Annotated in this window: 22 protein-coding genes; 17 read left to right on the forward strand and 5 right to left on the reverse strand. The window is 62.5% G+C overall.

All coding sequences use genetic code 11. The features are described 5' to 3' along the window. Positions 1-3 precede the first annotated feature (3 nt). The 4 genes from NKH52_RS02120 (at position 4) to NKH52_RS02135 (ending at position 4,488) form a co-directional block, all read left to right on the forward strand. Positions 4-2,223 carry a 3-hydroxyacyl-CoA dehydrogenase NAD-binding domain-containing protein gene (locus NKH52_RS02120; RefSeq protein WP_352728870.1) on the forward strand — a complete coding sequence of 740 codons (2,220 nt, stop codon included), beginning with the start codon at positions 4-6 and terminating at the stop codon, positions 2,221-2,223. Between the two features lie 65 nt (positions 2,224-2,288). After that, positions 2,289-2,843: a thioesterase family protein gene (locus NKH52_RS02125; protein ID WP_352728868.1), complete on the forward strand. Its 555-nt coding sequence runs from the start codon at positions 2,289-2,291 to the stop codon at positions 2,841-2,843. Positions 2,844-2,958: 115 nt separating this feature from the next. Continuing rightward, complete coding sequence (locus NKH52_RS02130; protein WP_352728866.1) at positions 2,959-3,627, forward strand: S24 family peptidase; 669 nt, start codon at positions 2,959-2,961, stop codon at positions 3,625-3,627. A 42-nt stretch (positions 3,628-3,669) separates the two neighbouring features. After that, positions 3,670-4,488 (forward strand): thermonuclease family protein, encoded by an 819-nt coding sequence (locus tag NKH52_RS02135; protein WP_502908003.1) that lies wholly within the window; start codon positions 3,670-3,672, stop codon positions 4,486-4,488. Here NKH52_RS02135 and NKH52_RS02140 read toward each other — a convergent pair. Then, entirely contained in the window at positions 4,454-6,100 is a 1,647-nt protein-coding gene (locus NKH52_RS02140; RefSeq protein WP_352728863.1) for a lysine--tRNA ligase, read from the reverse strand. The two genes, NKH52_RS02135 and NKH52_RS02140, sit on opposite strands and share 35 nt — an antisense overlap. Positions 6,101-6,223: 123 nt before the next feature. On the opposite strand from NKH52_RS02140, the gene NKH52_RS02145 reads away from it, so the two are divergent. Continuing rightward, positions 6,224-6,673, forward strand: a complete 450-nt coding sequence (locus NKH52_RS02145) for a tellurite resistance TerB family protein (RefSeq protein WP_352966510.1) — start codon at positions 6,224-6,226, stop codon at positions 6,671-6,673. A 59-nt stretch (positions 6,674-6,732) separates the two neighbouring features. Here the strand turns inward: NKH52_RS02145 and NKH52_RS02150 are convergent, their stop codons facing one another. Next, the gene (locus tag NKH52_RS02150; protein WP_352728860.1) at positions 6,733-7,581 is read right to left on the reverse strand and encodes an ABC transporter substrate-binding protein; all 849 of its coding nucleotides are present in this window, start codon (positions 7,579-7,581) and stop codon (positions 6,733-6,735) included. 60 nt (positions 7,582-7,641) lie between these two features. Between NKH52_RS02150 and NKH52_RS02155 the strand changes: the two genes are divergently transcribed. The 3 genes from NKH52_RS02155 (at position 7,642) to NKH52_RS02165 (ending at position 10,061) form a co-directional block, all read left to right on the forward strand. After that, on the forward strand, positions 7,642-8,562 hold the full coding sequence (locus tag NKH52_RS02155) for a helix-turn-helix transcriptional regulator (protein ID WP_352966511.1): 921 nt from the start codon (positions 7,642-7,644) through the stop codon (positions 8,560-8,562). A gap of 96 nt (positions 8,563-8,658) precedes the next feature. After that, entirely contained in the window at positions 8,659-9,297 is a 639-nt protein-coding gene (locus NKH52_RS02160; RefSeq protein ID WP_013533650.1) for an acyl-homoserine-lactone synthase, read from the forward strand. A 14-nt stretch (positions 9,298-9,311) separates the two neighbouring features. Further along, entirely contained in the window at positions 9,312-10,061 is a 750-nt protein-coding gene (locus NKH52_RS02165) for an enoyl-CoA hydratase-related protein (protein WP_013533649.1), read from the forward strand. Positions 10,062-10,107: 46 nt separating this feature from the next. Here NKH52_RS02165 and ppk2 read toward each other — a convergent pair whose 3' ends face one another. Continuing rightward, on the reverse strand, positions 10,108-11,016 hold the full coding sequence (ppk2, locus tag NKH52_RS02170) for a polyphosphate kinase 2 (protein WP_352731287.1): 909 nt from the start codon (positions 11,014-11,016) through the stop codon (positions 10,108-10,110). A 224-nt stretch (positions 11,017-11,240) separates the two neighbouring features. On the opposite strand from ppk2, the gene NKH52_RS02175 reads away from it, so the two are divergent. The 3 genes from NKH52_RS02175 (at position 11,241) to NKH52_RS02185 (ending at position 14,444) form a co-directional block, all read left to right on the forward strand. Next, positions 11,241-12,506: an ATP-binding protein gene (locus NKH52_RS02175; protein WP_352731285.1), complete on the forward strand. Its 1,266-nt coding sequence runs from the start codon at positions 11,241-11,243 to the stop codon at positions 12,504-12,506. A 113-nt stretch (positions 12,507-12,619) separates the two neighbouring features. Further along, the gene (gene phoU / locus NKH52_RS02180) at positions 12,620-13,345 is read left to right on the forward strand and encodes a phosphate signaling complex protein PhoU (protein WP_352731283.1); all 726 of its coding nucleotides are present in this window, start codon (positions 12,620-12,622) and stop codon (positions 13,343-13,345) included. Positions 13,346-13,433: 88 nt separating this feature from the next. Then, the gene (locus tag NKH52_RS02185) at positions 13,434-14,444 is read left to right on the forward strand and encodes a magnesium and cobalt transport protein CorA (protein WP_128304365.1); all 1,011 of its coding nucleotides are present in this window, start codon (positions 13,434-13,436) and stop codon (positions 14,442-14,444) included. A 114-nt stretch (positions 14,445-14,558) separates the two neighbouring features. Here NKH52_RS02185 and NKH52_RS02190 read toward each other — a convergent pair whose 3' ends face one another. Next, entirely contained in the window at positions 14,559-15,077 is a 519-nt protein-coding gene (locus NKH52_RS02190) for a GcrA family cell cycle regulator (protein WP_023811342.1), read from the reverse strand. 359 nt (positions 15,078-15,436) lie between these two features. Between NKH52_RS02190 and NKH52_RS02195 the strand changes: the two genes are divergently transcribed. From NKH52_RS02195 to NKH52_RS02205, 3 genes are all read left to right on the forward strand, one after another. Next, entirely contained in the window at positions 15,437-16,636 is a 1,200-nt protein-coding gene (locus NKH52_RS02195) for an aspartate aminotransferase family protein (RefSeq protein ID WP_352731280.1), read from the forward strand. 16 nt (positions 16,637-16,652) lie between these two features. Then, positions 16,653-17,564 (forward strand): ornithine carbamoyltransferase, encoded by a 912-nt coding sequence (gene argF / locus NKH52_RS02200; protein WP_031259776.1) that lies wholly within the window; start codon positions 16,653-16,655, stop codon positions 17,562-17,564. 78 nt (positions 17,565-17,642) lie between these two features. Next, positions 17,643-18,674: an Hsp33 family molecular chaperone gene (locus NKH52_RS02205; RefSeq protein ID WP_352731278.1), complete on the forward strand. Its 1,032-nt coding sequence runs from the start codon at positions 17,643-17,645 to the stop codon at positions 18,672-18,674. A gap of 47 nt (positions 18,675-18,721) precedes the next feature. Here NKH52_RS02205 and apaG read toward each other — a convergent pair whose 3' ends face one another. After that, positions 18,722-19,114 carry a Co2+/Mg2+ efflux facilitator ApaG/CorD gene (apaG, locus tag NKH52_RS02210; protein ID WP_013533640.1) on the reverse strand — a complete coding sequence of 131 codons (393 nt, stop codon included), beginning with the start codon at positions 19,112-19,114 and terminating at the stop codon, positions 18,722-18,724. Positions 19,115-19,464: 350 nt separating this feature from the next. Between apaG and NKH52_RS02215 the strand changes: the two genes are divergently transcribed. The 3 genes from NKH52_RS02215 (at position 19,465) to NKH52_RS02225 (ending at position 21,302) form a co-directional block, all read left to right on the forward strand. Then, positions 19,465-20,616 (forward strand): ceramide glucosyltransferase, encoded by a 1,152-nt coding sequence (locus NKH52_RS02215; protein WP_352731275.1) that lies wholly within the window; start codon positions 19,465-19,467, stop codon positions 20,614-20,616. A 106-nt stretch (positions 20,617-20,722) separates the two neighbouring features. Further along, on the forward strand, positions 20,723-20,992 hold the full coding sequence (locus NKH52_RS02220; protein WP_352731273.1) for a BrnT family toxin: 270 nt from the start codon (positions 20,723-20,725) through the stop codon (positions 20,990-20,992). Further along, positions 20,976-21,302 (forward strand): BrnA antitoxin family protein, encoded by a 327-nt coding sequence (locus NKH52_RS02225; protein WP_352731271.1) that lies wholly within the window; start codon positions 20,976-20,978, stop codon positions 21,300-21,302. Before NKH52_RS02220 ends, NKH52_RS02225 begins: the two co-directional genes overlap by 17 nt. Positions 21,303-21,305 lie beyond the last annotated feature (3 nt).

Genomic DNA, 21,305 nt, shown 5'->3' on the forward strand with positions numbered 1-21,305 from the left:
ACGATGAGCTACACCAATTTCATCTTCGACATCGACGCCGACGGCATTGCGCTGGTCACCTGGGACATGCCTGGCCGCACGATGAACGTTTTCACCGAAGAGGCGATGCGGGAATTGAACGCCATTGTCGACAAAGTGGCTGGTGATGCCGCCATCAAGGGCGCCGTGATCACTTCCGGCAAGGGTACCTTCTCCGGCGGTGCAGACATCACCCTGCTGCAGAAGATGCTGACGACCTTCGCTGCGGAAAAGGGCAAGGACGCCGAAAAGGCGACCAAGGCGCTGTTCGACAATGCCGGCATGATGACCGGCCTGTTCCGCAAGCTGGAAACTTGCGGAAAGCCGTGGGTGTCGGCGATCAACGGCACCTGCATGGGCGGTGCCTTCGAATTGTCGCTCGCCTGCCACGGCCGTGTCGCCGCCGACAGCGACAAGGTGAAGATGGCGCTTCCGGAGGTGAAGATCGGCATCTTCCCGGGCGCCGGCGGCACCCAGCGCGTGCCGCGGCTGACCGATCAGCAGCAGGCGCTGCAGATGCTGACCTCCGGTCAGACACTGTCGCCGCAGAAGGCCAAGTCTATGGGCCTGATCCATGAGATCGCCGAGCCGGTCAGACTGGTCGACGCTGCCAAGGCGATGATCAGGAACGGCCTGAAGCCGGTGGCGCCGTGGGACGAGAAAGGTTTCAAGCTGCCCGGCGGCCAGATCTATTCGCCCGCCGGCTTCAATCTGTGGCCGCCGGCCATCGCCATCCTGCGTCGCGAGACCTACGGCAACTATCCGGCTGCCGCCGCGATCCTGAAATGCGTCTATGAAGGCCTGCTGGTGCCATTCGACACCGCCTTGCGCATCGAGCAGCGCTATTTCACCGAGATCATGCAGACCAAGGAAGCGGCGGCGATGATCCGCTCGTTGTTTGTGTCGCTGCAGGAACTGAACAAGGGCGCCCGCCGCCCGGCAGGCGTGCCCGAAACCAAGTTCAAGAAGGTCGGCATTCTCGGGGCCGGCTTCATGGGCGCAGGCATCGCCTATGTCACCGCCAAGGCCGGCATCCCGGTGGTGCTGCTCGACCGTGATCTGGAGTCGGCTACCAAGGGCAAGGCGCATTCCGACGGCCTGATCTCGGATCAGGTTAAGAAGGGCCGCGCCAAGCCGGAGGACAAGGACAAACTGCTGTCGCTGATCACGCCGACGGCGGACTATGCCGACCTTGCCGGCTGCGATCTGGTGGTCGAGGCGGTTTTCGAGGATTCGAGCGTGAAGAAGAGCGCCACCGAACAGGCGGAAGCCGTGCTGAAGCCATCGGCGATCTTCGCGTCGAACACCTCCACCATCCCGATCACCGGCCTGGCGAAGAATTCAGCGCGGCCGAAGAATTTCATCGGCATCCATTTCTTCTCGCCGGTCGACAAGATGATGCTGGTCGAGATCATTTTGGGCAAGAAGACCGGCGACAAGGCGCTGGCCACCGCGATCGACTTCGTTCGCGCCATCAAGAAGACGCCGATCGTCGTCAACGACACGCGCGGCTTCTACGTCAATCGCTGCGTGCTGCGCTACATGTCGGAAGCCTACAAGATGCTGATCGAAGGCGTTCCCGCGCCGATGATCGAGAATGCCGCGAAGGCCGCCGGCATGCCGGTCGGTCCCCTGGCGCTGACCGACGAGACGGCCATCGACCTTGCCCAGAAGATCATGAAGCAGACCATCAGGGATTTGGGCGACAAGGCGGTCGATCCCAAGCAGATGGCGCTGATCAACACCATGGTCGACGATCACGGCCGCTTCGGCCGCAAGAACGGCAAGGGTTTTTACGATTACCCGGCAAAGCCCGCCAAGAAGAAGCTGTGGCCGGGCCTTAAGGATCTCTATCCGCAGCTTGCACCCGAGAAGGTCGATTATTGGGAACTGCAGCAGCGGCTGCTGGTCACCATCGCGCTGGAAGCGGCGCGGGTGATGGAAGAAGGCATCGTCACCGACCCGCGCGAGGCCGATGTCGGCTCGATCCTCGCTTTCGGCTTCGCTCCCTACACCGGCGGTGCGCTGTCCTACATCGACGGCATCGGCGCCAAGGCGTTCGTCAAGATCGCCAAGAACCTGCAGAAGAAATACGGCGCCGAGTTCAAGGCACCCAAGCTGCTGCTCGACATGGCCGAGAAGGGCGAGACCTTCTACCAGCGCTTCGATCCCTATGCGAAAGGCGACGTGAAGCAGGCAGCCTGACGCATGGGCAAAATCAAGCGTCTTGCAGCGACCTTTGCGCGTCCAAGAGGACACGGGGCGCTGTAATGTATGTCTGGGCGCGCATGGTGCGCATGATGGCCACGGCACGCAGCCGTGGCCCCTACGTGATGGGCGGCGAAGGCCGGCTGGCTTTCCGCTGCCTGCCGACCGACATCGATTTCAACATCCATCTCAACAATGCGCGCTACATGATGCTGGCCGATCTCGGCCGCATCGACCTGTTTGTTCGTGCAGGCCTCATCACGCTGGCAAGGAAGAATGGCTGGGCGCCGATGATGGGCGGACTGCAGGCGGTCTATGCACGCGAGATCAGGCTGTGGCGCCGCTTCGAAGTGGTGTCCTCGATCGAGACCTGGGAAGGCACCCAGCTTGTCGGCAAGCACCGCTTCGTCCTCGACAATGGCGAGACGGCCGCGTTGATCCTGACGACAGCCGGCGTCTACGATCGCAAGGCTCGCAACTTTCTTGAGATTGACGAGGTCGTTGCGGCACTTGGTCGTGCCGTGAACCCGCGGCCACCGACGCAAACGGAGCGGATTTTCATGACATCGCACCAGGGTCTGCGCAGCTTGACCAAGGGCGTCGATCGATCCCGGTAATCGGACTTTCCGCGATCGACGGGAACGTTTGCAACCACTCCACGACCGGTGGACAAAACGACATTCCAAGACTAGAAGGGAAAGGTATTTTTTCCTGCACCGAAGGAGAGCGAGCATGCTCTCGCACGACCGAGTCTGGGCTGCCATCGATGCTCTTGCCAAGCGCTATTCGCTTTCGGCCTCGGGTTTGGCCAAGCGTGCGGGGCTCGATTCCACTGCCTTCAACAAGTCGAAGCGTTTGTCGTCGGATGGCCGGCCGCGCTGGCCCTCGACCGAATCACTGGCCAAGATCATCGAGGCGACGGGCGCCTCACTCGACGAATTCACCGGTCTGATCGAAGGCCGGCCCGGGATAAGCAATGGTACTTCGACCAGCCATGCCGCTTCGGTCGCCCGCAGAAGCTCCGTGCCGTTGCTCGGCTTTGCCCAAGCCGGCGCCGGCGGCTTCTTCGACGATGCCGGCTTTCCAGTCGGGCAGGGTTGGGATCTGGTCGAACTGCCGGCGCAATCGACCGAGAGCTCCTACGCGCTGCAGGTGCAGGGCGATTCCATGCTGCCGCTCTACCGCAATGGCGACGTCCTCATCGTCGAACCGGGCGCCGTCACCCGCAAGGGCGATCGCGTCGTCGTCAAGACCACATCAGGCGAGGTGATGGCCAAGGTGCTCGAGCGCCAGAGCGTCAAGTCGATTGCGCTGGTCTCGCTCAATCCCGATCATCCCGACCGCGATATTCCCATGCGCGATGTCGAGTGGGTGGCGCGGATTGTCTGGGCAAGCCAATAGGTCAGGCTGGTGCGGCTTCTCCATCATGCGCTGGCGGTTCTGATGGTCCCTGTGATGGCGGCCATGGTCGTCACCGGCGGTCGCACGTTGAAAGGAAGTGAAAGCGTCATTGCCGTGGACCAGCTTGATCCGGGCGCCGATACGATGGCGCAGCAGGCTGCCGGGACGGTGCCGCAGGAGCCGGCCACCTCAGCCATCGCAGCTCCACAGCCGCCGAAGCCGGGGCCGCATTCAAGGGCAATCGATCCCGAAATCGTCGCGCCGCCGGAACTGCCCGCCGACGGGCTTGAACGGGTCGAGCCGCGCGAGCCGTTGAGCAAGCTCGCGCTGGCTGTGCCGCCCAAGCCGAAAATGCCTGACGATTGGAACGGCACAAAGCTGTTCCAGCCGGTTGCGCCGGCCGCCGGCCTGATCGAGGCAAAGGGTTACTCGGTCGCGGTTTCCGGCATCGATATCGTCAGGCAGGACGAGACCTGCAGCGAGGACGGCAAGCCCTGGCCGTGCGGCGTCCGGGCGCGGACGGCGTTCCGCGCCTTCCTGCGCGGCCGCGCGGTGGTCTGCACGGTGCCGCCGGAAGGTGGCCGCGACCTGATCGCAGCCGAGTGCCGGATCGGCAAGCAGGATGTCGGTCAGTGGCTGGTCGAAAATGGCTGGGCGCGCGCCGCCAAGGGCGGCCCCTATATCGAGGCCGGCGACAGGGCGCGCACGGCGAAAAAGGGCATTTTCGGATCGGCGCCCGATTTGTCCGGGATGCCGGCGATGCCGGCCCCGCCCGGCCCGGCGCCTCAGGCGCCGGGTTCGATCCTCGAAGAGGTCGATGGCGTGCTCAAGCCAGCTGACCAGCCAGCGCCCGCTCAATGAGCGCACGTGTCTCGGCAACGCCGTAGAGCGCTGCGAACGAGCCGAAGCGCGGGCCGCGCTCCTGGCCGATCAGCACCTGGTAGATCATCTGGAAGAAGGCGCCCGATACGCCGGGGCCGCCTTCCGGGCTCTGCTTGGAATGATCCTGATAGCGCTCGATCCTGCGTGCGACATTGAGCGAGGCGTTCTGGATCGCTTCGCCGCTGGCGTCCACCGGCAGCGCGCCAAGCGCTTCGTCGAGGGCTGCCAGCGCCTCGCGCTCGACCTCGTCGGCGGGCCGGAAGGTTTTCGTCGGCTTCACGAAATCGTCGAAATAGCGGATCGCATGGCCGACCAGCCGGTCGAGCTCGGGATGCGTCTTTGGCGTCACGCCTTGCGTATGACGTGAAATGAACCCCCACAGCACATCCTTGTTCTGCGCGTTGGAGGCGCTGACCAGATTGAGCAGCAGCGAGAACGGCACCGGCATGTCGATCGCGGGCGGGTTGCCGTCATGCATGTGCCAGACCGGGTTGCCCAGCCGTTCCTTCCAGTCCTGGCGGGGATAGGCGGCCAGGAACGTATAGTATTCGTCCACGGCCCGCGGGATGACGTCGAAATACAGCTTCTTGGCCTGCCGCGGCCGCTGGTACATGTAGAGCCCGAGGCTTTCGGTCGGCGCATAGGTCAGCCACTCGTCGATGGTCAGCCCGTTGCCTTTCGACTTCGAAATCTTCTGGCCGTTCTCGTCGAGGAACAGTTCGTAGACGAAATGCTCCGGCGCCCGTCCGCCCAGAATGTTGCAGATGCGGTCGTAGACCACCGCATTGGTCTGGTGGTCCTTGCCGAACATTTCGAAATCGACGCCAAGCGCTGCCCAGCGCATGCCGAAATCCGGCTTCCACTGCAGCTTCACGCGGCCGCCGGTGATCGAAAGCGTGGTCTCGGTGCCCTCGTCGTCGAAGGTGATGGTGCCGGCCTCGGCGTCGACATGCTTCATCGGGACGTAAAGCACCCGGCCGCTCTTCGGCGAGATCGGCAGGAACGGGCTGTAGGTCGCCTGCCGCTCGAGCCCGAGCGTCGGCAGCATCACCGCCATGATCTGCTCATAGCGTTGGGCGGCGCGCAGCAGCATCGCGTCGAAACGGCCGGCCTTGTAGTATTGCGTCGCGCTGGCGAACTCATAGTCGAAGCCGAACGTGTCGAGGAAGCGGCAAAGCATCGCGTTGTTGTGGTCGGCGAAGCTGGCATAGTCGCCGCCGAAGGGGTTGGGGACCGACGACAGCGGCTTGTGCAGATGCGGCTCGAGTGCGGCGCGGTCCGGCACGCTGTCGGGTATCTTGCGCATGCCGTCCATATCGTCGGAAAAGCACAGCAGCTTGGTCGCGACCTTGTCCTGCGTCAGGACGCGGAAGGCATGGCGCACCATCGAGGTGCGCGCCACCTCGCCGAACGTGCCGATATGGGGCAGGCCGGACGGTCCGTAGCCGGTCTCGAACAGGACTGTTTGCGGGAAGTCGGCGCCTTTGTAGCGCTCGATGATCTTTTTGGCCTCCTCGAACGGCCACGCCTTGCTTTCGGTCGCGGCCGCCAGCAGCTCCGGGTTGAGATCGATGATGTTTGATCCCGCCATGTCACAGTTTTCCAAATCATTTGCCGGCCCGAAGGCGGGCCGCAGCAAGGGTTTTTCAACCGGTCTCTAGGCGTGCAGCGCCGGAGCGTCAACGCGTGCGGCGCTTTTTCCTTGCGGTGCAGAATGGGCGTTCCTAACTTCGAGGCCCGGTTCAAGGAGAAAAAATTGCCGACACCTCATGAAGCCCTGATCTATCTGATGGTCATCACCTCGGCCTCCGACCGCGACATGACCGATGTCGAACTGGCGCGGATCGGCGAGGTCGTCCGCTCCTGGCCGGTGTTCGAGGATTTCAACCACGACAGGCTGGTCGGCGTCGCCCAGGACTGCCAGAAGCGTCTGCACGAAAAGGATGGGCTGGAGGGCGTGCTGGCTGAAGTCTCGGAGATCTTGCCTGAGCGGCTGCGCGACACCGCCTATGCCGCCGCCTTCGAGGTTGCCGCCGTCGACCTCGAAATGCGCATAGAAGAGGTGCGGGTGCTGCAGCTGATCCGGCGGCAGCTCGACCTCGACACGCTGACGGTTGCTGCCATCGGCCGCGCGGCCAAGGCGCGGCTGCGCACGCTGACCTGAAAGTCCTTGGCCGGCGCTGTTGAGATTCAGCTCAGGCCGGCAAAGCTGACGGAACCGGATCAGAAAAAACTGACCGGAAAGTAGCGCAGATAAAATTCGGCAAACGTGCCTTTCATCGAAATTTCCTGCAGCGCGTAATCGATCGCGGCGGCCAGCGCCGGATTGTCCGCTTTGGTGGCGATGGCCATGCCAGTGCCCAGATATTCGGGCGCCAGATAGGGCCCGCCGGCAAAGCGGCAGCAGCCCGCCGCGTCCGAGCCGCCCAGCCAGAAAGCCAGGCGCATGCCGTCGCCGAAGGCGGCGTCGACCTTGCCGGCCTTGAGATCGGCATAGAGGTCTTCCGGCCTGTCGAAAGGGATGACCTGAACCGTGCTGAAATAGTCGCGCAGCATGCGCTCATGCGCCGAGCCTGATATCACGCCGACACGCTTGCCGTGCAATTTGTCAAAGACGGGCTCGGTCAGTGCCTTGCTCTTCGGCATGATGAAGCGCGCCGGAAACTGCAGATAGGAGCGCGAGAAGGCGTAGGTCGCGCGTGATTCCGGTGTTGCGGCGATGCCGGCGATGATCGCCTCGCCTTCGTCTTTCCGCAGTGCGCCTTCCAGCTCGGCCCAGGGCAGGGCTTGGATCTGGCATTTTTCGACGATGCCAAGCTCGGCGCAGATGGCGCGTGCCAGATCGATATGGAAGCCGGACAGCTTTCCCGCACCGTCGAGGAAGTTGAAGGGCGGGAAGTCCGTGGTGGTCAGGAATCTCAGCCGGGGCAGCGTCGAAAGGTCTGGTTTGGGCAGCCGCTCCTTGGCATCCCACAGCATCGGAACCTGAGGCGCCGCGGCGCGGGCGCCGTCGGCGAACGACAGCAATCCGATCAGCATCGCAAAGGCGAAGGATCTCCACCGGAACGCCAAGATAAAACTCCGCCACAGTCGTGCTCGCACCGGTTTTGGTACGAAAATGGTACAGGCACAATGGTTTTTGATTTCAACACGCCGATTTCAGGATATGATTTAGCCGGTTTGCAAATCAGCTTCGGTCGCCTCGGTGAGAGGGAGCCACAAAATAAGTATGCGATTTGCAATCCGTGGTCGGTGGCGAAGTGTAAATCAGGCACGCATCATTGGCCGCAATGCACGAGGCAACATGGGGTTGATGTTGCGATGGGTCAGTTCGATCGCACGCTGGAATACATAGACCAACTGCAGCACGCCGCAACGGCGGCGGCGGTCTGTGAAAGGCTGCTGGGCATAACATCGGATTTCGGCCTCACCGCGCTGATGGCTGGAACCGTACCGCAGCCAGGCACGCCGGCCGGCCAGCAAAAGCAGCATGTGCTTCTCTGCGATTGGCCGGGAGAGTGGCTGGAACGCTATGTCGCGCGCAACTATGTCGATCATGACCCAGTCGTCAGCCATATGAAACAGTTGCAGGCACCCTTCCAATGGCACGAGGCGTCGCAGGGCATCCGGATCGACAAGAGCAGCGGCGAAGTGATGGGCGATGCCGGCGCCTTCAAACTGCGTGATGGATTGGCCTTTCCGTTGATCACGCTCGACGGCCAGATCGTCATGGTGTCGCTCGGCGGCGAGGCCGTGGAATTGTCCGTCGCCGAATTCGGTCAGGTGTCGCTGGTCTCGACCTACGCGGTTGGCCGCGCCATGCAACTCCACACCATGGCGAACAGCACCATCGATCATATCGTGCTGACGCCGCGCGAGCGCGAATGCCTGCAATGGGCCGCCGTCGGCAAGTCCGAATGGGAGATTTCGCAAATCCTCGGCATTTCCGAACACACCTCGGAGAAACATCTTCTTAACGCCAAAAGCAAACTAGGTGCCGTCAACAGGGTGCAGGCCGTCGCGGAAGCGATACGGCGCGGCTACATTAGTTAGGTCGGCCGTGCCGACCTGGAATTTTTGCCTACGCGATCACGCAATTTTCTCATCAAAGCACGGCCGTATCTTCCTCTGAACGCAGGAGACGGCGGAATGCTTTTTTCCCTTACAACCCAGGAATTGATGGAACGTCCCGACCTTTGGGAGGCCGTCCATCGGTTGCGCTACAAGATATTCGTCGAAGAGATGGGGTGGGATGACCTCAGGCGCCCCGACGGGCTCGAACTCGACCAGTTCGATCACGACGAGGCGGTCCATCAGATCGTCATCAGGGGCGGTGAAGTGGCGGGTTATCAGAGGATGTTGCCGACGACGCGGCCACATCTGCTGACCGAGGTCTTGACCGATCTTTCCGAAGGAACGCCGCCATCGGGTCCAAACATCTGGGAATTGACCCGCTACGCGGTGGCTCCCGGTTTTCGTGACGGCCGTCGCGGCGTTTCGACCGTCGGCACCGAACTGATTGCCGGTTTCGTCGAGTGGGGGCTGAAGCGCGGCGTCGACAAGGTGATCATCGAGTTCGAGCCGATGTGGGTGCTGCGCGCCTTGCAACTGCATTTCCTGGCGACCCCGCTGGGCTATCAGCGCACCTATGGCAACCAGCAGGTCGTCGCCACCTTGCTGACCTTCAACGAACACACCCTCGATGTGGTGCGGTCGCGCCGCAATCATTTTGCTCCCGTGCTGGCCAGGGGATATCCTGACATGCTCGGGCAAAGGCGTGCGTCATGAGATCGGAGACAGTCATGAGCACACACCCGCAACCTGAACTTCGCAACCACACGCTGGTGGTCACCGTGTCGTCGAGTGACGGCCGGCCGGTGCTGGACAGGAGAGCCTATGAAAGCCTGGCAAGGACCTTCCATGAAGCCGCCGACAATGAGGAGGTTCGCGTCGTCGTGCTGCGCGGCCTGGCAGGCTGTTTCTGCCTGGGCGGCGACTTCTCCGAATTCCTCGACGCCACCAAGCACCAGAAACTGATTGCCGCCGTCACCGACCTGTTCCGCACGCTGGCGACGTTTCCCAAGCCCATCCTTGCCTGCGTCGATGGCGATGCCGTCGGTGTCGGCTGCACCATCCTGTTCCATTGCGACATGGTGATCGCGTCCGATGAGAGCACGTTCAGGGTGCCGTTCGTCGATTTCGGTCTGGTGCCGGATGCGGCGACCAGCATCCTGGCGCCGCAGAAGCTCGGCTATGCCGGTGCCTTCCGCTTCTTCTGCCTCGGCGACACGCTTCGTGCCGAAGATGCCAGGGCGCTCGGCCTTGTCGCGGAGATCGTGCCGGGAGGCACCGTCGAGGAGGCGGCCCTCGGCCGGGCAAGACAACTCGTCAAGAAGCCGGTCGCCGCCTTGCTGCAGACGCGCGGCCTGCTGAAGGGGAACACCGAGGCCCTCTGCGACCGCATCGATCAGGAGATTTCGCTTTTCCAGCAGGCGCTGCAGGACGACACCACGCTGCGGCGATTGCAGCGCATCGCCCGGCTCGCGGCCTGAGCGAAAGCAACGCGCCGCGCGGCCAAGGCCGCGCGGCGCGGAAGCCTCAATCCTGCTTACCGAGGAATGACGGCCCTTCGCCGATGATCTTCTTGTCTTCCTTGCCGATGATTTCGAGATCGCGCCCCTCATAGGGCAGAGACGACAGGATCCGCCGCATGATCGCCAGCCGCGCGCGCCGCTTGTCATTGGCCCGTACGATGATCCACGGCGCGAATTCCTTGTGGGTGCGCTCGAACATTGTGTCGCGCACCTTGGTGTAGTCGTCCCACTTGGTGATGCCTGCAACGTCGATGGGCGAAAACTTCCAGCTCTTCAGCGGGCTGTAGCGACGGTCATGGAAGCGCTCGAGTTGCGTTTCCCGGCCGATGTTCAGCCAGAATTTGAAAAAGTGGATGCCCTCGTTGGAGATCATCCGTTCGAAATGCGGCGTCTCGTCGAGAAACTGCTCGTGCTGCTGCGGCGTGCAGAAACCCATCACCGGCTCGACACCGGCGCGGTTGTACCAGGAGCGGTCGAAGGTGACGAATTCGCCTGAAGTCGGGAAGTGGTCGACATAGCGCTGGTAGTACCATTGACCAAGCTCGGTCGGGGTCGGCTTGGTTAGCGCCACGTTGCGTGCCGTGCGCGGATTGAGGTATTGGCGCACCACGAAGATCGTGCCGCCCTTGCCTGCAGCATCGCGACCCTCGAACAGCGCCATCACCCGTTTGCCGGTCGACTGCAGCCAGGCCTGCGCCTTGACCAGCTCGATCTGCAGCTTCTCGAGCATCTCGTCATACTCGTCGCTTTTCATCTTCTTGTCGTAGGGATAGCCGCCGGCGGTCAGCTTGTTGTCCTCGACCCAGTCGGGAAGCACGGGATTTTCGATGTCGAATTCCCTCTCCTTGCCGCCGATCCTGATCTTCAGCGGCCCCGAAGTTGGCGCGGCGGGACTTTCCTTGGCTTTTTTCATCGAGACGAACCCTTTCCAGCTTCCGGACTCATGCTATGGGGAGCCACTACAGCGCCGCGCGTCCGTTTGGATGCGCAAAGGACGCTGTAGCACTTTTAATTTGCGCATGATCCTTTCCGAAAATCGATTCCCGATTTTCGGGGTCATGCGGCAAGCGATCTGGTGGAAGTTTTCCGCCACCGTGCGACCGGATGCGAAGACATTGGGGGGCAGGTCACGAGCGAATGGCTGACCTGGACACAGAGCAGAGAGGCGTCACGCAAACCATGGCCGCACGGCTGTGGAATAGCCGCTGGCTGCTTGCGGCCGGTATTGTTGCGGTTCTCGCTGTTTATGCCTTGGCCGGGATTTCAGCCCATGTCGTCCCCGCGGCGCTGCTGTTGCTGCTTGCAGCGGCAATACTGCCGACCGCCGGCGCGCGCCAATCCACCGGCAGCGGCGCTGCCATCGAGGCCATCGGCCTGCAGCGGCTCTCGGGTGAATATCTGGCCGCCGCCGTCGCCGATCCGCTGATCATCTTCGACCGGGCTGCCACCATCGTGCATGCCAACGCCGCCGCCTTCGCCGCTTTCGGTGGCATTGCGCCAGGCATGTCGCTGTCGCTGAAATTCCGGGCGCCGGAGATGCAGACCCTGCTGGATGGCGTGCTATCGGGCGATGTCGCCTCCGATGTCGTCGACTACGTGGAGAAGCTGCCGGTCGAACGGGCCTACCGGGTGAGCGTGTCCTCGGTCGGTCACGCCACCGATCTCTATGTGCTGGTGTTCAAGGACCAGAGCGAAGCACGCAGGATCGACCGCATGCGCGCCGACTTCATCGCCAATGCCAGCCATGAACTGCGCACGCCGCTCGCCTCCATCGCCGGCTTTATCGAAACGCTGCGCGGACCAGCCCGCAACGACGCGGCGGCGCGCGACCAGTTTCTGCAGATCATGCAGAGCCAGACCGGTCGCATGGCGCGTCTGATCGACGATTTGTTGTCGCTGTCGCGGCTCGAGATGAAACCCTATCTGAAGCCGGGAACCGAGGTGAACCTGCGCCAGACCGTCGACAGCGTCATCGACTCGCTCGGACCGCTGGCCAGCGAAAACGCCGTTGCCATCGAGCGGCACTACGTCGATGGGCCGCTTCATGTGCCTGGCGATCGCGATGAGCTTTTCCAGGTTTTCGAGAACCTCCTGGAAAACGCCTGCAAATACGGGCAGTCTGGTGGGCGCGTGGTTGTATCCATAACGCATGGCGATGCCGGATCAGAGCCGGGCATCGACGTGACGATCAGGGACTTTGGCCCCGGCATTCCCGAGGAGCACATTCCGCGCATTACCGAGCGCTTCTACCGCGTCGACGTCGAGACCAGCCGGACCCAGAAAGGCACCGGCCTCGGCCTGTCGATCGTCAAGCATATACTGACGCGCCACAACGCCCGGCTTTCGATCAAGTCCGAAGTCGGCAACGGCGCGGCATTCTCGGTTCATTTGCCGACGCACTGATATCGCCCTAATTCAAGGGGACTGTTTCTTTTTTCTGTCATCCGGCTAGCGTATCAGCGGGGATTCGAGGAAACGACTCAAAATCAAAACACCCCGTGGGAAGGCATTTTGCCATGCAGTCCGTGCACATCGTCAGCGCCTATGACGAGGAGTTGAAATATCTATCGAAGCGCATCGCCGCGATGGGCGGCCATGCCGAGCGCATGGTCGAACAGGCGGTCACTGCTCTCGTCAATGCCGACCCAGGCCTTGCCCAGAAGGTCATCCGCGACGATACCGTACTGGACGAGGGCCAGCGCGAAATCGACGACAAGGCGATCATCATCATTGCCAAGCGTCAGCCGATGGCGGGGGATTTGCGCGAGATCGTCGGGACCATTCGCATCTCCGCCGACCTCGAACGGGTTGGCGATCTCGCCAAGAACGTTGCCAAGCGGGTGGTCGCCGTCACCGACGGACGCCAGCCGACCAGCCTGTTCCGCGGCCTCGAGGCTTTGTCCAACCTGGCGTTGACCCAGCTCAAGGAAGTGCTCGACGTCTACGCGTCTCGCTCGGTGGAGAAAATCGGCTTCGTGCGCGATCGTGACGACCAGATCGACGCCATGTACACATCGCTGTTTCGCGAATTGCTGACCTACATGATGGAAGATCCGCGCAACATCACGCCCTGCACGCATCTGCTGTTTTGCGCCAAGAACATCGAGCGTATCGGTGATCACGCCACCAACATAGCCGAGACCATCTACTACATCGTCACCGGCGATCAGTTGCCGGCTGAGCGGCCCAAGGGCGACAAGACCGACAAAATCAGCCTTTCCGAGACGCAGCCGGTGAAGTGAACGCGCCTCTCGAACCGTCATCCGATTTACGCTAAGCTTTCCGGGCTTTGCTCTATCCTCGTCCGTGGATTTGCTCCGGGAGGTCGTGATGGAAAATGTTCGGAACCTGACCCCGGCGACTGGACCGATATCCGGCATTATCGCTTGCGGCGTCTACACGGCCGGGCGCCGCATCGCCGACATTCCCATCGAGGAAGCCGGCGAATGGGCAAAGAAATCCGGTCATGTCGTCTGGATCGGCCTGTTGGAGCCCGACCGTAACCTGTTGCTGCGCGTCCAGGCGCAGTTTCACCTGCATGAGCTGGCGATCGAGGATGCCGAGCACCCGCACCAGCGGCCGAAGATCGAGCAATATGGCGACGCCTTGTTCATCGTCGCTCGCACCGCGCAGCTGATCGACGGCCGGGTCACCTTCGGCGAGACCCATTTGTTTGTTGGCTCAGGCTACATCGTCAGCGTCAGGCACGGTCCCTCGACGTCCTATGCCGCCGTTCGTCAGCACTGGGAAAGCTGCCCGCACTCGCTGGCCAAGGGTGAGGATTTCGTCCTTTACGCCATTCTCGATTTCATCGTCGACAATTACATGCCGGTGCTCGAGCAGATCGAGGACGAGGTCGAGGCGATCGAGGACAAGGTTCTGCTGAAGCCGATGACCGCTCCCGACATCGAACGGCTCTATATGCTGCGCCGCGATCTCCTGCGCCTGCGCAATGCCGCGCTTCCGCTGGTCGAAGTCTGCCGACGGCTGACCAGCGCCGAGCTGCCGCAGATACACACCGCCATGCATCCGCTGTTCCGCGACGTCACCGATCACATCCGCACCGTCCAGGAGAAGATCGACAGCCTGCGCGAGGTGCTGGCGTTCGCTTTCGAGGCGAGCTTGCTGGTCGGCCAGAGTCAGGAAACCGCGAACACCAAGAAGCTCGCCTCCTGGGCCGCAATCCTGGCGGTGCCGACGGCGCTCGCCGGCATCTACGGCATGAACTTCAGCGACATGCCGGAACTGAAGATGGAATATGGCTATCCGGTGGTGCTGGGCGCTATCGTGCTGATCTGCACGTTTCTCTACTGGCGGTTCAGGAAGAACGGGTGGCTGTGAGAAGAGAGGGAATAAGGGAGTAGGGCAGTACGGGAGTAGGTAAAAATAGCGCCTTTGTGGGCGCAGCTCCCAACATACTCCCTTACTGCCCTATTCCCCTACTCCCCTACTCCTTTATCTGCTCCGCCGCCGCTCCGATGCCGGCTGGAATGCCACGCGGGCGTGGTACTTGCAGTACGGTCCGGTTTCGGCGGCATCGTTGCCGCAGAAATGGAAGTCCTCTGAAAGCGGGTCGCCGTTCGGCCATTTGCAGGTTCGCTCGGTCAGCTCGACCAGCTGCAGATGCCGCGAGATCGGCAGCACGACATTTTCGACTGGGCGGATGTAATGGCGCGCCACCGGTTCGGCGTCGAACTGTGTCTGCAAGGCCGTCGCGCCGATCGATGTCGTGACATGGCGTGCCGTGGTTGCTGCACGTGATACCGATTTCTGGACGGTTGATCCTTGTGCCGCCTTCTTCTGGCGTGCCGGCGTGGCGGTCGAGCGACCGCGGCCCGACAGTTTCAGCCGATGCACCTTCCCGATGACCGCATTGCGGCTGACCCCTCCAAGCTGCGCAGCAATCTGGCTTGCGCTCAGACCCTCCGACCACAGTTTTCTCAAGAGTTCTACCCGCTCGTCAGTCCAGTTCATGAGACCGCGCTCCTCTAAGCGTGCGGCAATCGGAATCCTTCTCCCGACCCGGCAACATTTGCCGGGGCAGACACCACATATATCTGGTGATTAGGTCCGCCGCACGAAATCTAGTTATTTCTCGACTACAACTACTCTATGCGCTGACTCGGTGACAAGAGTCCCAAGTGCAACACGAATCGGATTTTTCGGTTTTCCCCAACTTGCCCGGTCGCTTATGAGCCGGCGTCCCGTCAGGGGGGCTTGCCGCGCGCCACTACGCGACGTTTTCGTTGACTTCATGGCCGAAAAACAGGATAAGCCGCACAAGCCGCCGCTTTGGCGGCTTTTTTGATTTTCCGGTACCGGAGACGCATATAATGAGCGGTTCGGCGCTTTACGAGACCTTTGCTCGCGCACCCCTGACCTTCGACCACGGGGAAGGCACATGGCTGATTACCGACAAGGGCGAGCGATATCTCGACTTTGCCGGCGGCATCGCCGTCAATTCGCTGGGCCACAGTCATCCGCATCTGGTCGCCGCACTCACCGAGCAGGCCGCCAAGCTGTGGCATGTCTCCAACCTCTACGAGATCCCCGGGCAGAACCGGCTCGGCGAGCGGCTGGCCGACGCCACCTTCGCCGACAAGGTGTTCTTCACCAATTCCGGCGCCGAGGCGCTGGAATGCGCGATCAAGACGGCACGGCGCTACCATTTCGTCAACGGACATCCCGAGCGCTTCCGCGTCATCACCTTCGAAGGGGCCTTCCATGGCCGCACGCTGGCGACCATCGCGGCCGGCGGCCAGTACAAATATCTCGAGGGCTTCGGCCCCAAGGTCGAAGGTTTCGATCAGGTCGGCTTCGACGACATCGACGCCGCCGAAAAGGCGATCACGCCGGAGACGGCCGCGATCCTGATCGAGCCGGTGCAGGGCGAGGGCGGTATCCGCCCGGTGCCGACGCAGTCGCTGAAGCGGCTCAGGCAATTGTGCGAGCAGCACGGCCTGCTGTTGATCTACGACGAGGTCCAGTGCGGCATCGGCCGCACCGGCAAGCTGTTTGCGCATGAATGGTCAGGTGTAACGCCAGACATCATGGCGATCGCCAAGGGCATTGGCGGCGGCTTCCCGATGGGTGCCTGCCTTGCCACGGATGAAGCGGCCGTCGGCATGACCGCTGGCGTGCATGGCACCACGTTCGGCGGCAACCCGCTGGCCATGGCTGTCGGCAACGCCGTGCTCGATGTCGTGCTGGAAGACGGCTTCCTCGAAGACGTCCAGCGCAAGGCGCTGCTGATGAAGCAGGGGCTGGCGTCGGTCGCCGACGAGTTTCCTGACATCATCGAGGACATCAGGGGTGCCGGGCTGATGCTCGGGCTCAAATGCGCCATGCCCAACGCCAAGGTGAACATGGCCTTGCGCGACCAGCACCTGCTGGCGGTTCCGGCCGGCGACAACGTCATACGCCTGTTGCCGCCGCTCACCGTCACCGACGCCGAGATCCATGACGCGCTCAACCGCATCCGCGCCGGCGCCAAGGGCCTGTCGGAGGCGATCGCCTCCGCCGCCGCGAAGTAATCCGGAAACATTCCTGATGTCAGTTCGCCATTTCACCGATCTTTCCGCCGTTTCCGAAGGCGATCTGCGCTTGATGCTGGACGATGCGGTGGTGCGAAAGGCGCGCCTCAAGGCCGGCGAGCGCACCAAACCGCTCGAAGGCAAGGTGCTGGCAATGATCTTCGACAAGCCGTCGACGCGCACGCGCGTCTCCTTCGACGTCGGCATGCGGCAGCTCGGCGGCGAGACCATCATGCTGACCGGCACCGAGATGCAGCTCGGCCGTTCCGAGACCATCGCCGACACCGCCAAGGTGCTGTCGCGCTATGTCGATGCGATCATGATCCGCACCACCTCGCATGAGCGGCTGCTGGAATTGACCGAGAACGCCACCGTGCCGGTGATCAACGGGCTGACCGACGACACCCATCCCTGCCAGCTGATGGCCGACATCATGACCTTCGAGGAGCATCGCGGTCCGGTCGCCGGAAAGACCATCGCCTGGACCGGCGACGGCAACAATGTGCTGCATTCCTTGCTTGAGGCGTCGGCCCGGTTCCGCTTCAACCTCAACGTCGCCGTGCCCGAGGGCAGTGAGCCGGCGCAGAAGCATATCGACTGGTCGCAGGCGCATGGCGGCAAGCTGCACTTCACCCGCTCGCCCGAGGAAGCCGTCGATCAGGCCGACTGCATCGTCACCGATTGCTGGGTGTCGATGGGCCAGGAGCATCGCGCCCGCGGCCACAATGTGTTCTCGCCCTACCAGGTCAACGCCAAGCTGATGGCCAGGGCCAAACCGGACGCGCTGTTCATGCACTGCCTGCCGGCGCATCGTGGCGAGGAGGTGACCGACGAGGTCATCGACGGGCCGCATTCGGTGGTCTTCGACGAGGCCGAGAACCGGCTCCATGCCCAGAAGGCCGTGCTCGCCTGGTGCCTCGGCGCTTGATCTCCGGAGGTGTGATGCCTATCTGCGGGCCATCACGCAAAAACAGCGCGTTTCGACGCATGCGCCCCGGAGGGCGGCATGGCCGCGCCCCGGAGCTTTGTCATGTTGGAAACCTATCAAGTGACTGAACATCACCCCAAACTCGGCGAATTCGGCTATGCCGGCGACGATCACGTCGTGCCGTTCGAGGTCGGCCCTCTCGATGTGCGAGGCCGCACGGTCCAACTCGGGCCGATGCTGGACGCCATCCTCGGCCGCCACGATTATCCCGAGCCGGTCGCCCGCCTGCTGGCGGAGGCCTGTGTGCTGACCGTGCTGCTCGGCACTTCGCTGAAGTTCGAGGGCAAATTCATCCTGCAGACCCGCACCGACGGGCCTGTCGACATGCTGGTCACGGATTTTTCCACGCCCTCGGCATTGCGCGCCTATGCGCGTTTCGATGCCGACCGGCTGGAAGCGCTGGTCGCGGCCGGCGAAACCTCCCAGCAGACGCTGCTCGGCAGCGGCGTGCTGGCGCTGACCATCGACCAGGGCGCTCACACGCAGCGCTATCAGGGCATCGTCCAGCTCGACGGCGAGACGCTGGAGGATGCTGCGCGCACCTATTTTCGTCAGTCGGAGCAGATCCCGACGGATCTCAGGCTGTCGGTGGCCAAGCTTTTGACGCCCGGTCCTGGCGGTGCCCGCGAGCAGTGGCGCGCCGGTGGTATCCTGGCGCAGTTCCTGCCGCAGTCGCCCGAGCGCATGCGCGTCCCGGACCTGCCGGGTGGCGATGGCGACCCGCGCGAGGAGGTCCACGACCCGGTCGACAATTCCTGGCAGGAGTTGCTGGCGCTGCTCGGTACGATCGAGCCGACCGAACTGATCGACCCGACGATCGGCGCCGAGCGGCTGCTCTACAGGCTGTTCCACGAACATGGCGTGCGCGTCTTCGGCGGCGTTCCGGTCGCCGACCAGTGCTCGTGCTCCAGGGACAAGATCCGCGGCATCCTCGAGGGTTTTTCCGCGCAGGAGATCAAGGACAGTACAGAGGACGGCGGCATCCACGTCGCCTGCGAATTCTGCTCGAAGCAATATGACTTCGATCCGGCGGAATTTGCGGCCCAGTAGAGAAAAAACCACGCCTCACTGGCCGCGGAGCGGCCGGTGAGGCGAAATCAATTCACCGTCCGCCGCGTCCCCGGCAGGTCCAGCGAAAACGCCGGAATGGCGATGTCGAACGTCTCGCCCCGCTTGTTGCGCATCGTGTAGTGCCCGACCATGATGCCGGATGGTGTCGAGAGCGGGCAACCGGACGTGTACTGGTAGCTGTCGCCGGGATTGAGTTCGGGCTGGTCGCCGACGACGCCGGGACCGCGTACCTCTTCGACCCGGCCGGTGCCGTCGGTGATGTGCCAATAGCGCGACAACAGCTGCACGAAGTCGTCCGACTGATTGTCGATCGTTATCTGATAGCCCCAGACATAGCGGTTCTCGGACGGATCCGAGCGGTCCTCCAGATAGAACGGCCTGACCTGCACTTCGATGTTGCGCGTGACGGCGCTGTACATAAGCGGCTCCAAAACAATCTAGAGCATGATCCTGAAAAGTGGGAACCGGTTTTCAGAAAAGATCATGCTCCAAGAAACAGAGATAGAGCCCCATCCCGGTTCAATCGGGATGGAACAGGCTCTAGGTCGAACTTTCGGCGCTCCACGCGGGCTGGTCAACGGTGCGCGTCCTGTCATTGCGGACGGAACCGCAGGTGGCGGCAAAGAATGTCATTTAAGTGACACATGACAATGATGGTGTGCGCCGACCAGTGCCGCACGACTCGGGCGCTCTGTCGAATTGTTGAATCGGTCGTCATGCCAGCCAGATTGTTCTGACGGACCGGTTTTCCTGGAGTGACCGGATCTCGATGGAACTCACTCTCATAGCCGCCACGCTTTCAACTGCCCTCATCCTCTCAAATCTCGCCAGCATCGTGCTCGCCGCTTCGCGTCTGAAACGGCGCCGCGCCATTGCCGCGCCGGCCGGCAAGCCACGGCCGGTGTCGATCGTCGTGCCGTCGCGCGGCGTCGAGCCGTTCACGCAGGAGACGCTCGAACGCGCCTTCTCGCTCGACTGGCCGCGCTACGAGTTGATTTTCTGCGTTGCCCATGCCGACGATCCGGTGGTCAAATTGATAAACAGGATGATCGTCCTGTTTCCGAAAGTGCCGGCCCGGCTGCTTGTCGGCGACGACCGCATCAGCGCCAATCCGAAACTCAACAATTGCGTCAAGGGCTGGGAAGCGGCGCGACACGACTGGGTCGTCCTGGCCGATTCCAACGTGCTGATGCCGAGAGACTACGTCCAGCACCTGATGGCTGCCTGGCGGCCCGGCACCGGCCTTGTCTGCTCGACGCCGATTGGCTCGCGGCCGGCCGGCTTCTGGGCCGAGGTCGAATGCGCTTTCCTCAACACGCTGCAGGCGCGCTGGCAATATGCCGGCGAGGCGCTCGGCCTTGGCTTTGCCCAGGGCAAGAGCATGCTCTGGAACAAGCCGATGCTCGACGCCAATGGCGGCATCCGCGCGCTGGCCGCCGAGATCGCCGAGGACGCCGCCGCGACCAAGCTGGTGAACAGTCTCGGCCTGCGCGTCAATCTCGTCGCTGCGCCCTTCGAGCAGCCGCTTGGCCGGCGCTCGTTTGACGAGATCTGGTCGCGTCAGGCCCGTTGGGCGCGCCTGCGCCGCGTCACTTTCCCGCTGTTCTTCGCACCCGAAATCCTGACCGGCGCCTTGGTGCCGCTGGTGCTTGCGCTGATTGCCGCGGCCAGTGCCGGTTTCAGCCTCTGGGCAACCGCCATTGCCGTACTGGTGGCCTTCTACCTTCCGGAGTGCGCCCTGGCCTGGTCCAAGGGCTGGTACCTGTCGCCACGCATGGTCGCCGCGATCATGGTGCGAGACCTGATCTTGCCGGCGATGTGGGCGCGCGGCTGGCTCGGCGGCGCCGTCGACTGGCGCGGCAATGCGATGACCATCGGCACCAAGACGGCCGAGCTGGAAGAGACGCCGTCCGGCGCCTGAAAGCGTCAGCTAGGTTTGACGCCTGGAATAATTATCGTATATACGGAAATGTTGCGTTAAGCTCTATTTTTGTGTATACATAATTTATGGAAATGCACCGGCGGCGATGCAGTTCGAGTGGGATGAAAACAAGGCCAAGAGGAACAGGGCCAAGCATGGCGTGGATTTTGCGATCGCACCATCCTTCGACTTCGCCAACGCCATTATCAGACTCGACGACAGCGAGGACTTTGGCGAGGACCGCCTCGTTGCCATCAGTCTGATCGGAGTTGGCGTCTATGTGATGGTTTATGTCGAGCGACACCACGCCATCCGCGTTATTTCACTACGCAAGGCCACTAGGCAGGAAATTACGGACTATGTCGAAAACCTCTAAGACGATCGTACGCCGCGAGGCTGCTCCGCCGAAACAGTCACGTGCTGACGCTTTGGCGTTAGCCAGCAAGGCGCTTGCCGCGATGACCGACGAAGAAGATGCCGCGATCACTGCCGCGGCCGAAGCCGATCCGGATGCACAGCCAACCGATGCCGTTTCGCGCCGCAAGGTTGGCAGACCGCCGCTAACTCGGCCCAAACGTGCCGTACAGCTACGCCTCGACGCCGATGTTCTGGACCGTTTCAGGGCCGATGGCGATGGCTGGCAGACCCGCATGAACGAAGTGCTGCGCAAGGCGGTCGGCCTGTAATCC

Source organism: Mesorhizobium sp. M1066 (genome assembly GCF_040318635.1).
In the GTDB taxonomy this organism is placed as follows: domain Bacteria; phylum Pseudomonadota; class Alphaproteobacteria; order Rhizobiales; family Rhizobiaceae; genus Mesorhizobium.

What these genes read in the sequence shown, in the direction of transcription:
- NKH52_RS02225 (WP_352731271.1), top strand. Translation starts at nt 20,976, where the DNA reads ATGTCGAAAACCTCTAAGACGATCGTACGCCGCGAGGCTGCTCCGCCG.
- argF (WP_031259776.1), top strand. Translation starts at nt 16,653, where the DNA reads ATGTCAGTTCGCCATTTCACCGATCTTTCCGCCGTTTCCGAAGGCGAT.
- phoU (WP_352731283.1), top strand. Translation starts at nt 12,620, where the DNA reads ATGCAGTCCGTGCACATCGTCAGCGCCTATGACGAGGAGTTGAAATAT.
- NKH52_RS02130 (WP_352728866.1), top strand. Translation starts at nt 2,959, where the DNA reads ATGCTCTCGCACGACCGAGTCTGGGCTGCCATCGATGCTCTTGCCAAG.
- apaG (WP_013533640.1), bottom strand. Translation starts at nt 19,114, where the DNA reads ATGTACAGCGCCGTCACGCGCAACATCGAAGTGCAGGTCAGGCCGTTC.
- NKH52_RS02145 (WP_352966510.1), top strand. Translation starts at nt 6,224, where the DNA reads ATGGGCGTTCCTAACTTCGAGGCCCGGTTCAAGGAGAAAAAATTGCCG.
- NKH52_RS02175 (WP_352731285.1), top strand. Translation starts at nt 11,241, where the DNA reads ATGGCTGACCTGGACACAGAGCAGAGAGGCGTCACGCAAACCATGGCC.
- NKH52_RS02155 (WP_352966511.1), top strand. Translation starts at nt 7,642, where the DNA reads ATGGTTTTTGATTTCAACACGCCGATTTCAGGATATGATTTAGCCGGT.
- NKH52_RS02120 (WP_352728870.1), top strand. Translation starts at nt 4, where the DNA reads ATGAGCTACACCAATTTCATCTTCGACATCGACGCCGACGGCATTGCG.
- NKH52_RS02220 (WP_352731273.1), top strand. Translation starts at nt 20,723, where the DNA reads ATGCAGTTCGAGTGGGATGAAAACAAGGCCAAGAGGAACAGGGCCAAG.
- NKH52_RS02215 (WP_352731275.1), top strand. Translation starts at nt 19,465, where the DNA reads ATGGAACTCACTCTCATAGCCGCCACGCTTTCAACTGCCCTCATCCTC.
- ppk2 (WP_352731287.1), bottom strand. Translation starts at nt 11,016, where the DNA reads ATGAAAAAAGCCAAGGAAAGTCCCGCCGCGCCAACTTCGGGGCCGCTG.
- NKH52_RS02140 (WP_352728863.1), bottom strand. Translation starts at nt 6,100, where the DNA reads ATGGCGGGATCAAACATCATCGATCTCAACCCGGAGCTGCTGGCGGCC.
- NKH52_RS02165 (WP_013533649.1), top strand. Translation starts at nt 9,312, where the DNA reads ATGAGCACACACCCGCAACCTGAACTTCGCAACCACACGCTGGTGGTC.
- NKH52_RS02185 (WP_128304365.1), top strand. Translation starts at nt 13,434, where the DNA reads ATGGAAAATGTTCGGAACCTGACCCCGGCGACTGGACCGATATCCGGC.
- NKH52_RS02135 (WP_502908003.1), top strand. Translation starts at nt 3,670, where the DNA reads ATGGTCCCTGTGATGGCGGCCATGGTCGTCACCGGCGGTCGCACGTTG.
- NKH52_RS02190 (WP_023811342.1), bottom strand. Translation starts at nt 15,077, where the DNA reads ATGAACTGGACTGACGAGCGGGTAGAACTCTTGAGAAAACTGTGGTCG.
- NKH52_RS02160 (WP_013533650.1), top strand. Translation starts at nt 8,659, where the DNA reads ATGCTTTTTTCCCTTACAACCCAGGAATTGATGGAACGTCCCGACCTT.
- NKH52_RS02195 (WP_352731280.1), top strand. Translation starts at nt 15,437, where the DNA reads ATGAGCGGTTCGGCGCTTTACGAGACCTTTGCTCGCGCACCCCTGACC.
- NKH52_RS02205 (WP_352731278.1), top strand. Translation starts at nt 17,643, where the DNA reads ATGGCCGCGCCCCGGAGCTTTGTCATGTTGGAAACCTATCAAGTGACT.
- NKH52_RS02125 (WP_352728868.1), top strand. Translation starts at nt 2,289, where the DNA reads ATGTATGTCTGGGCGCGCATGGTGCGCATGATGGCCACGGCACGCAGC.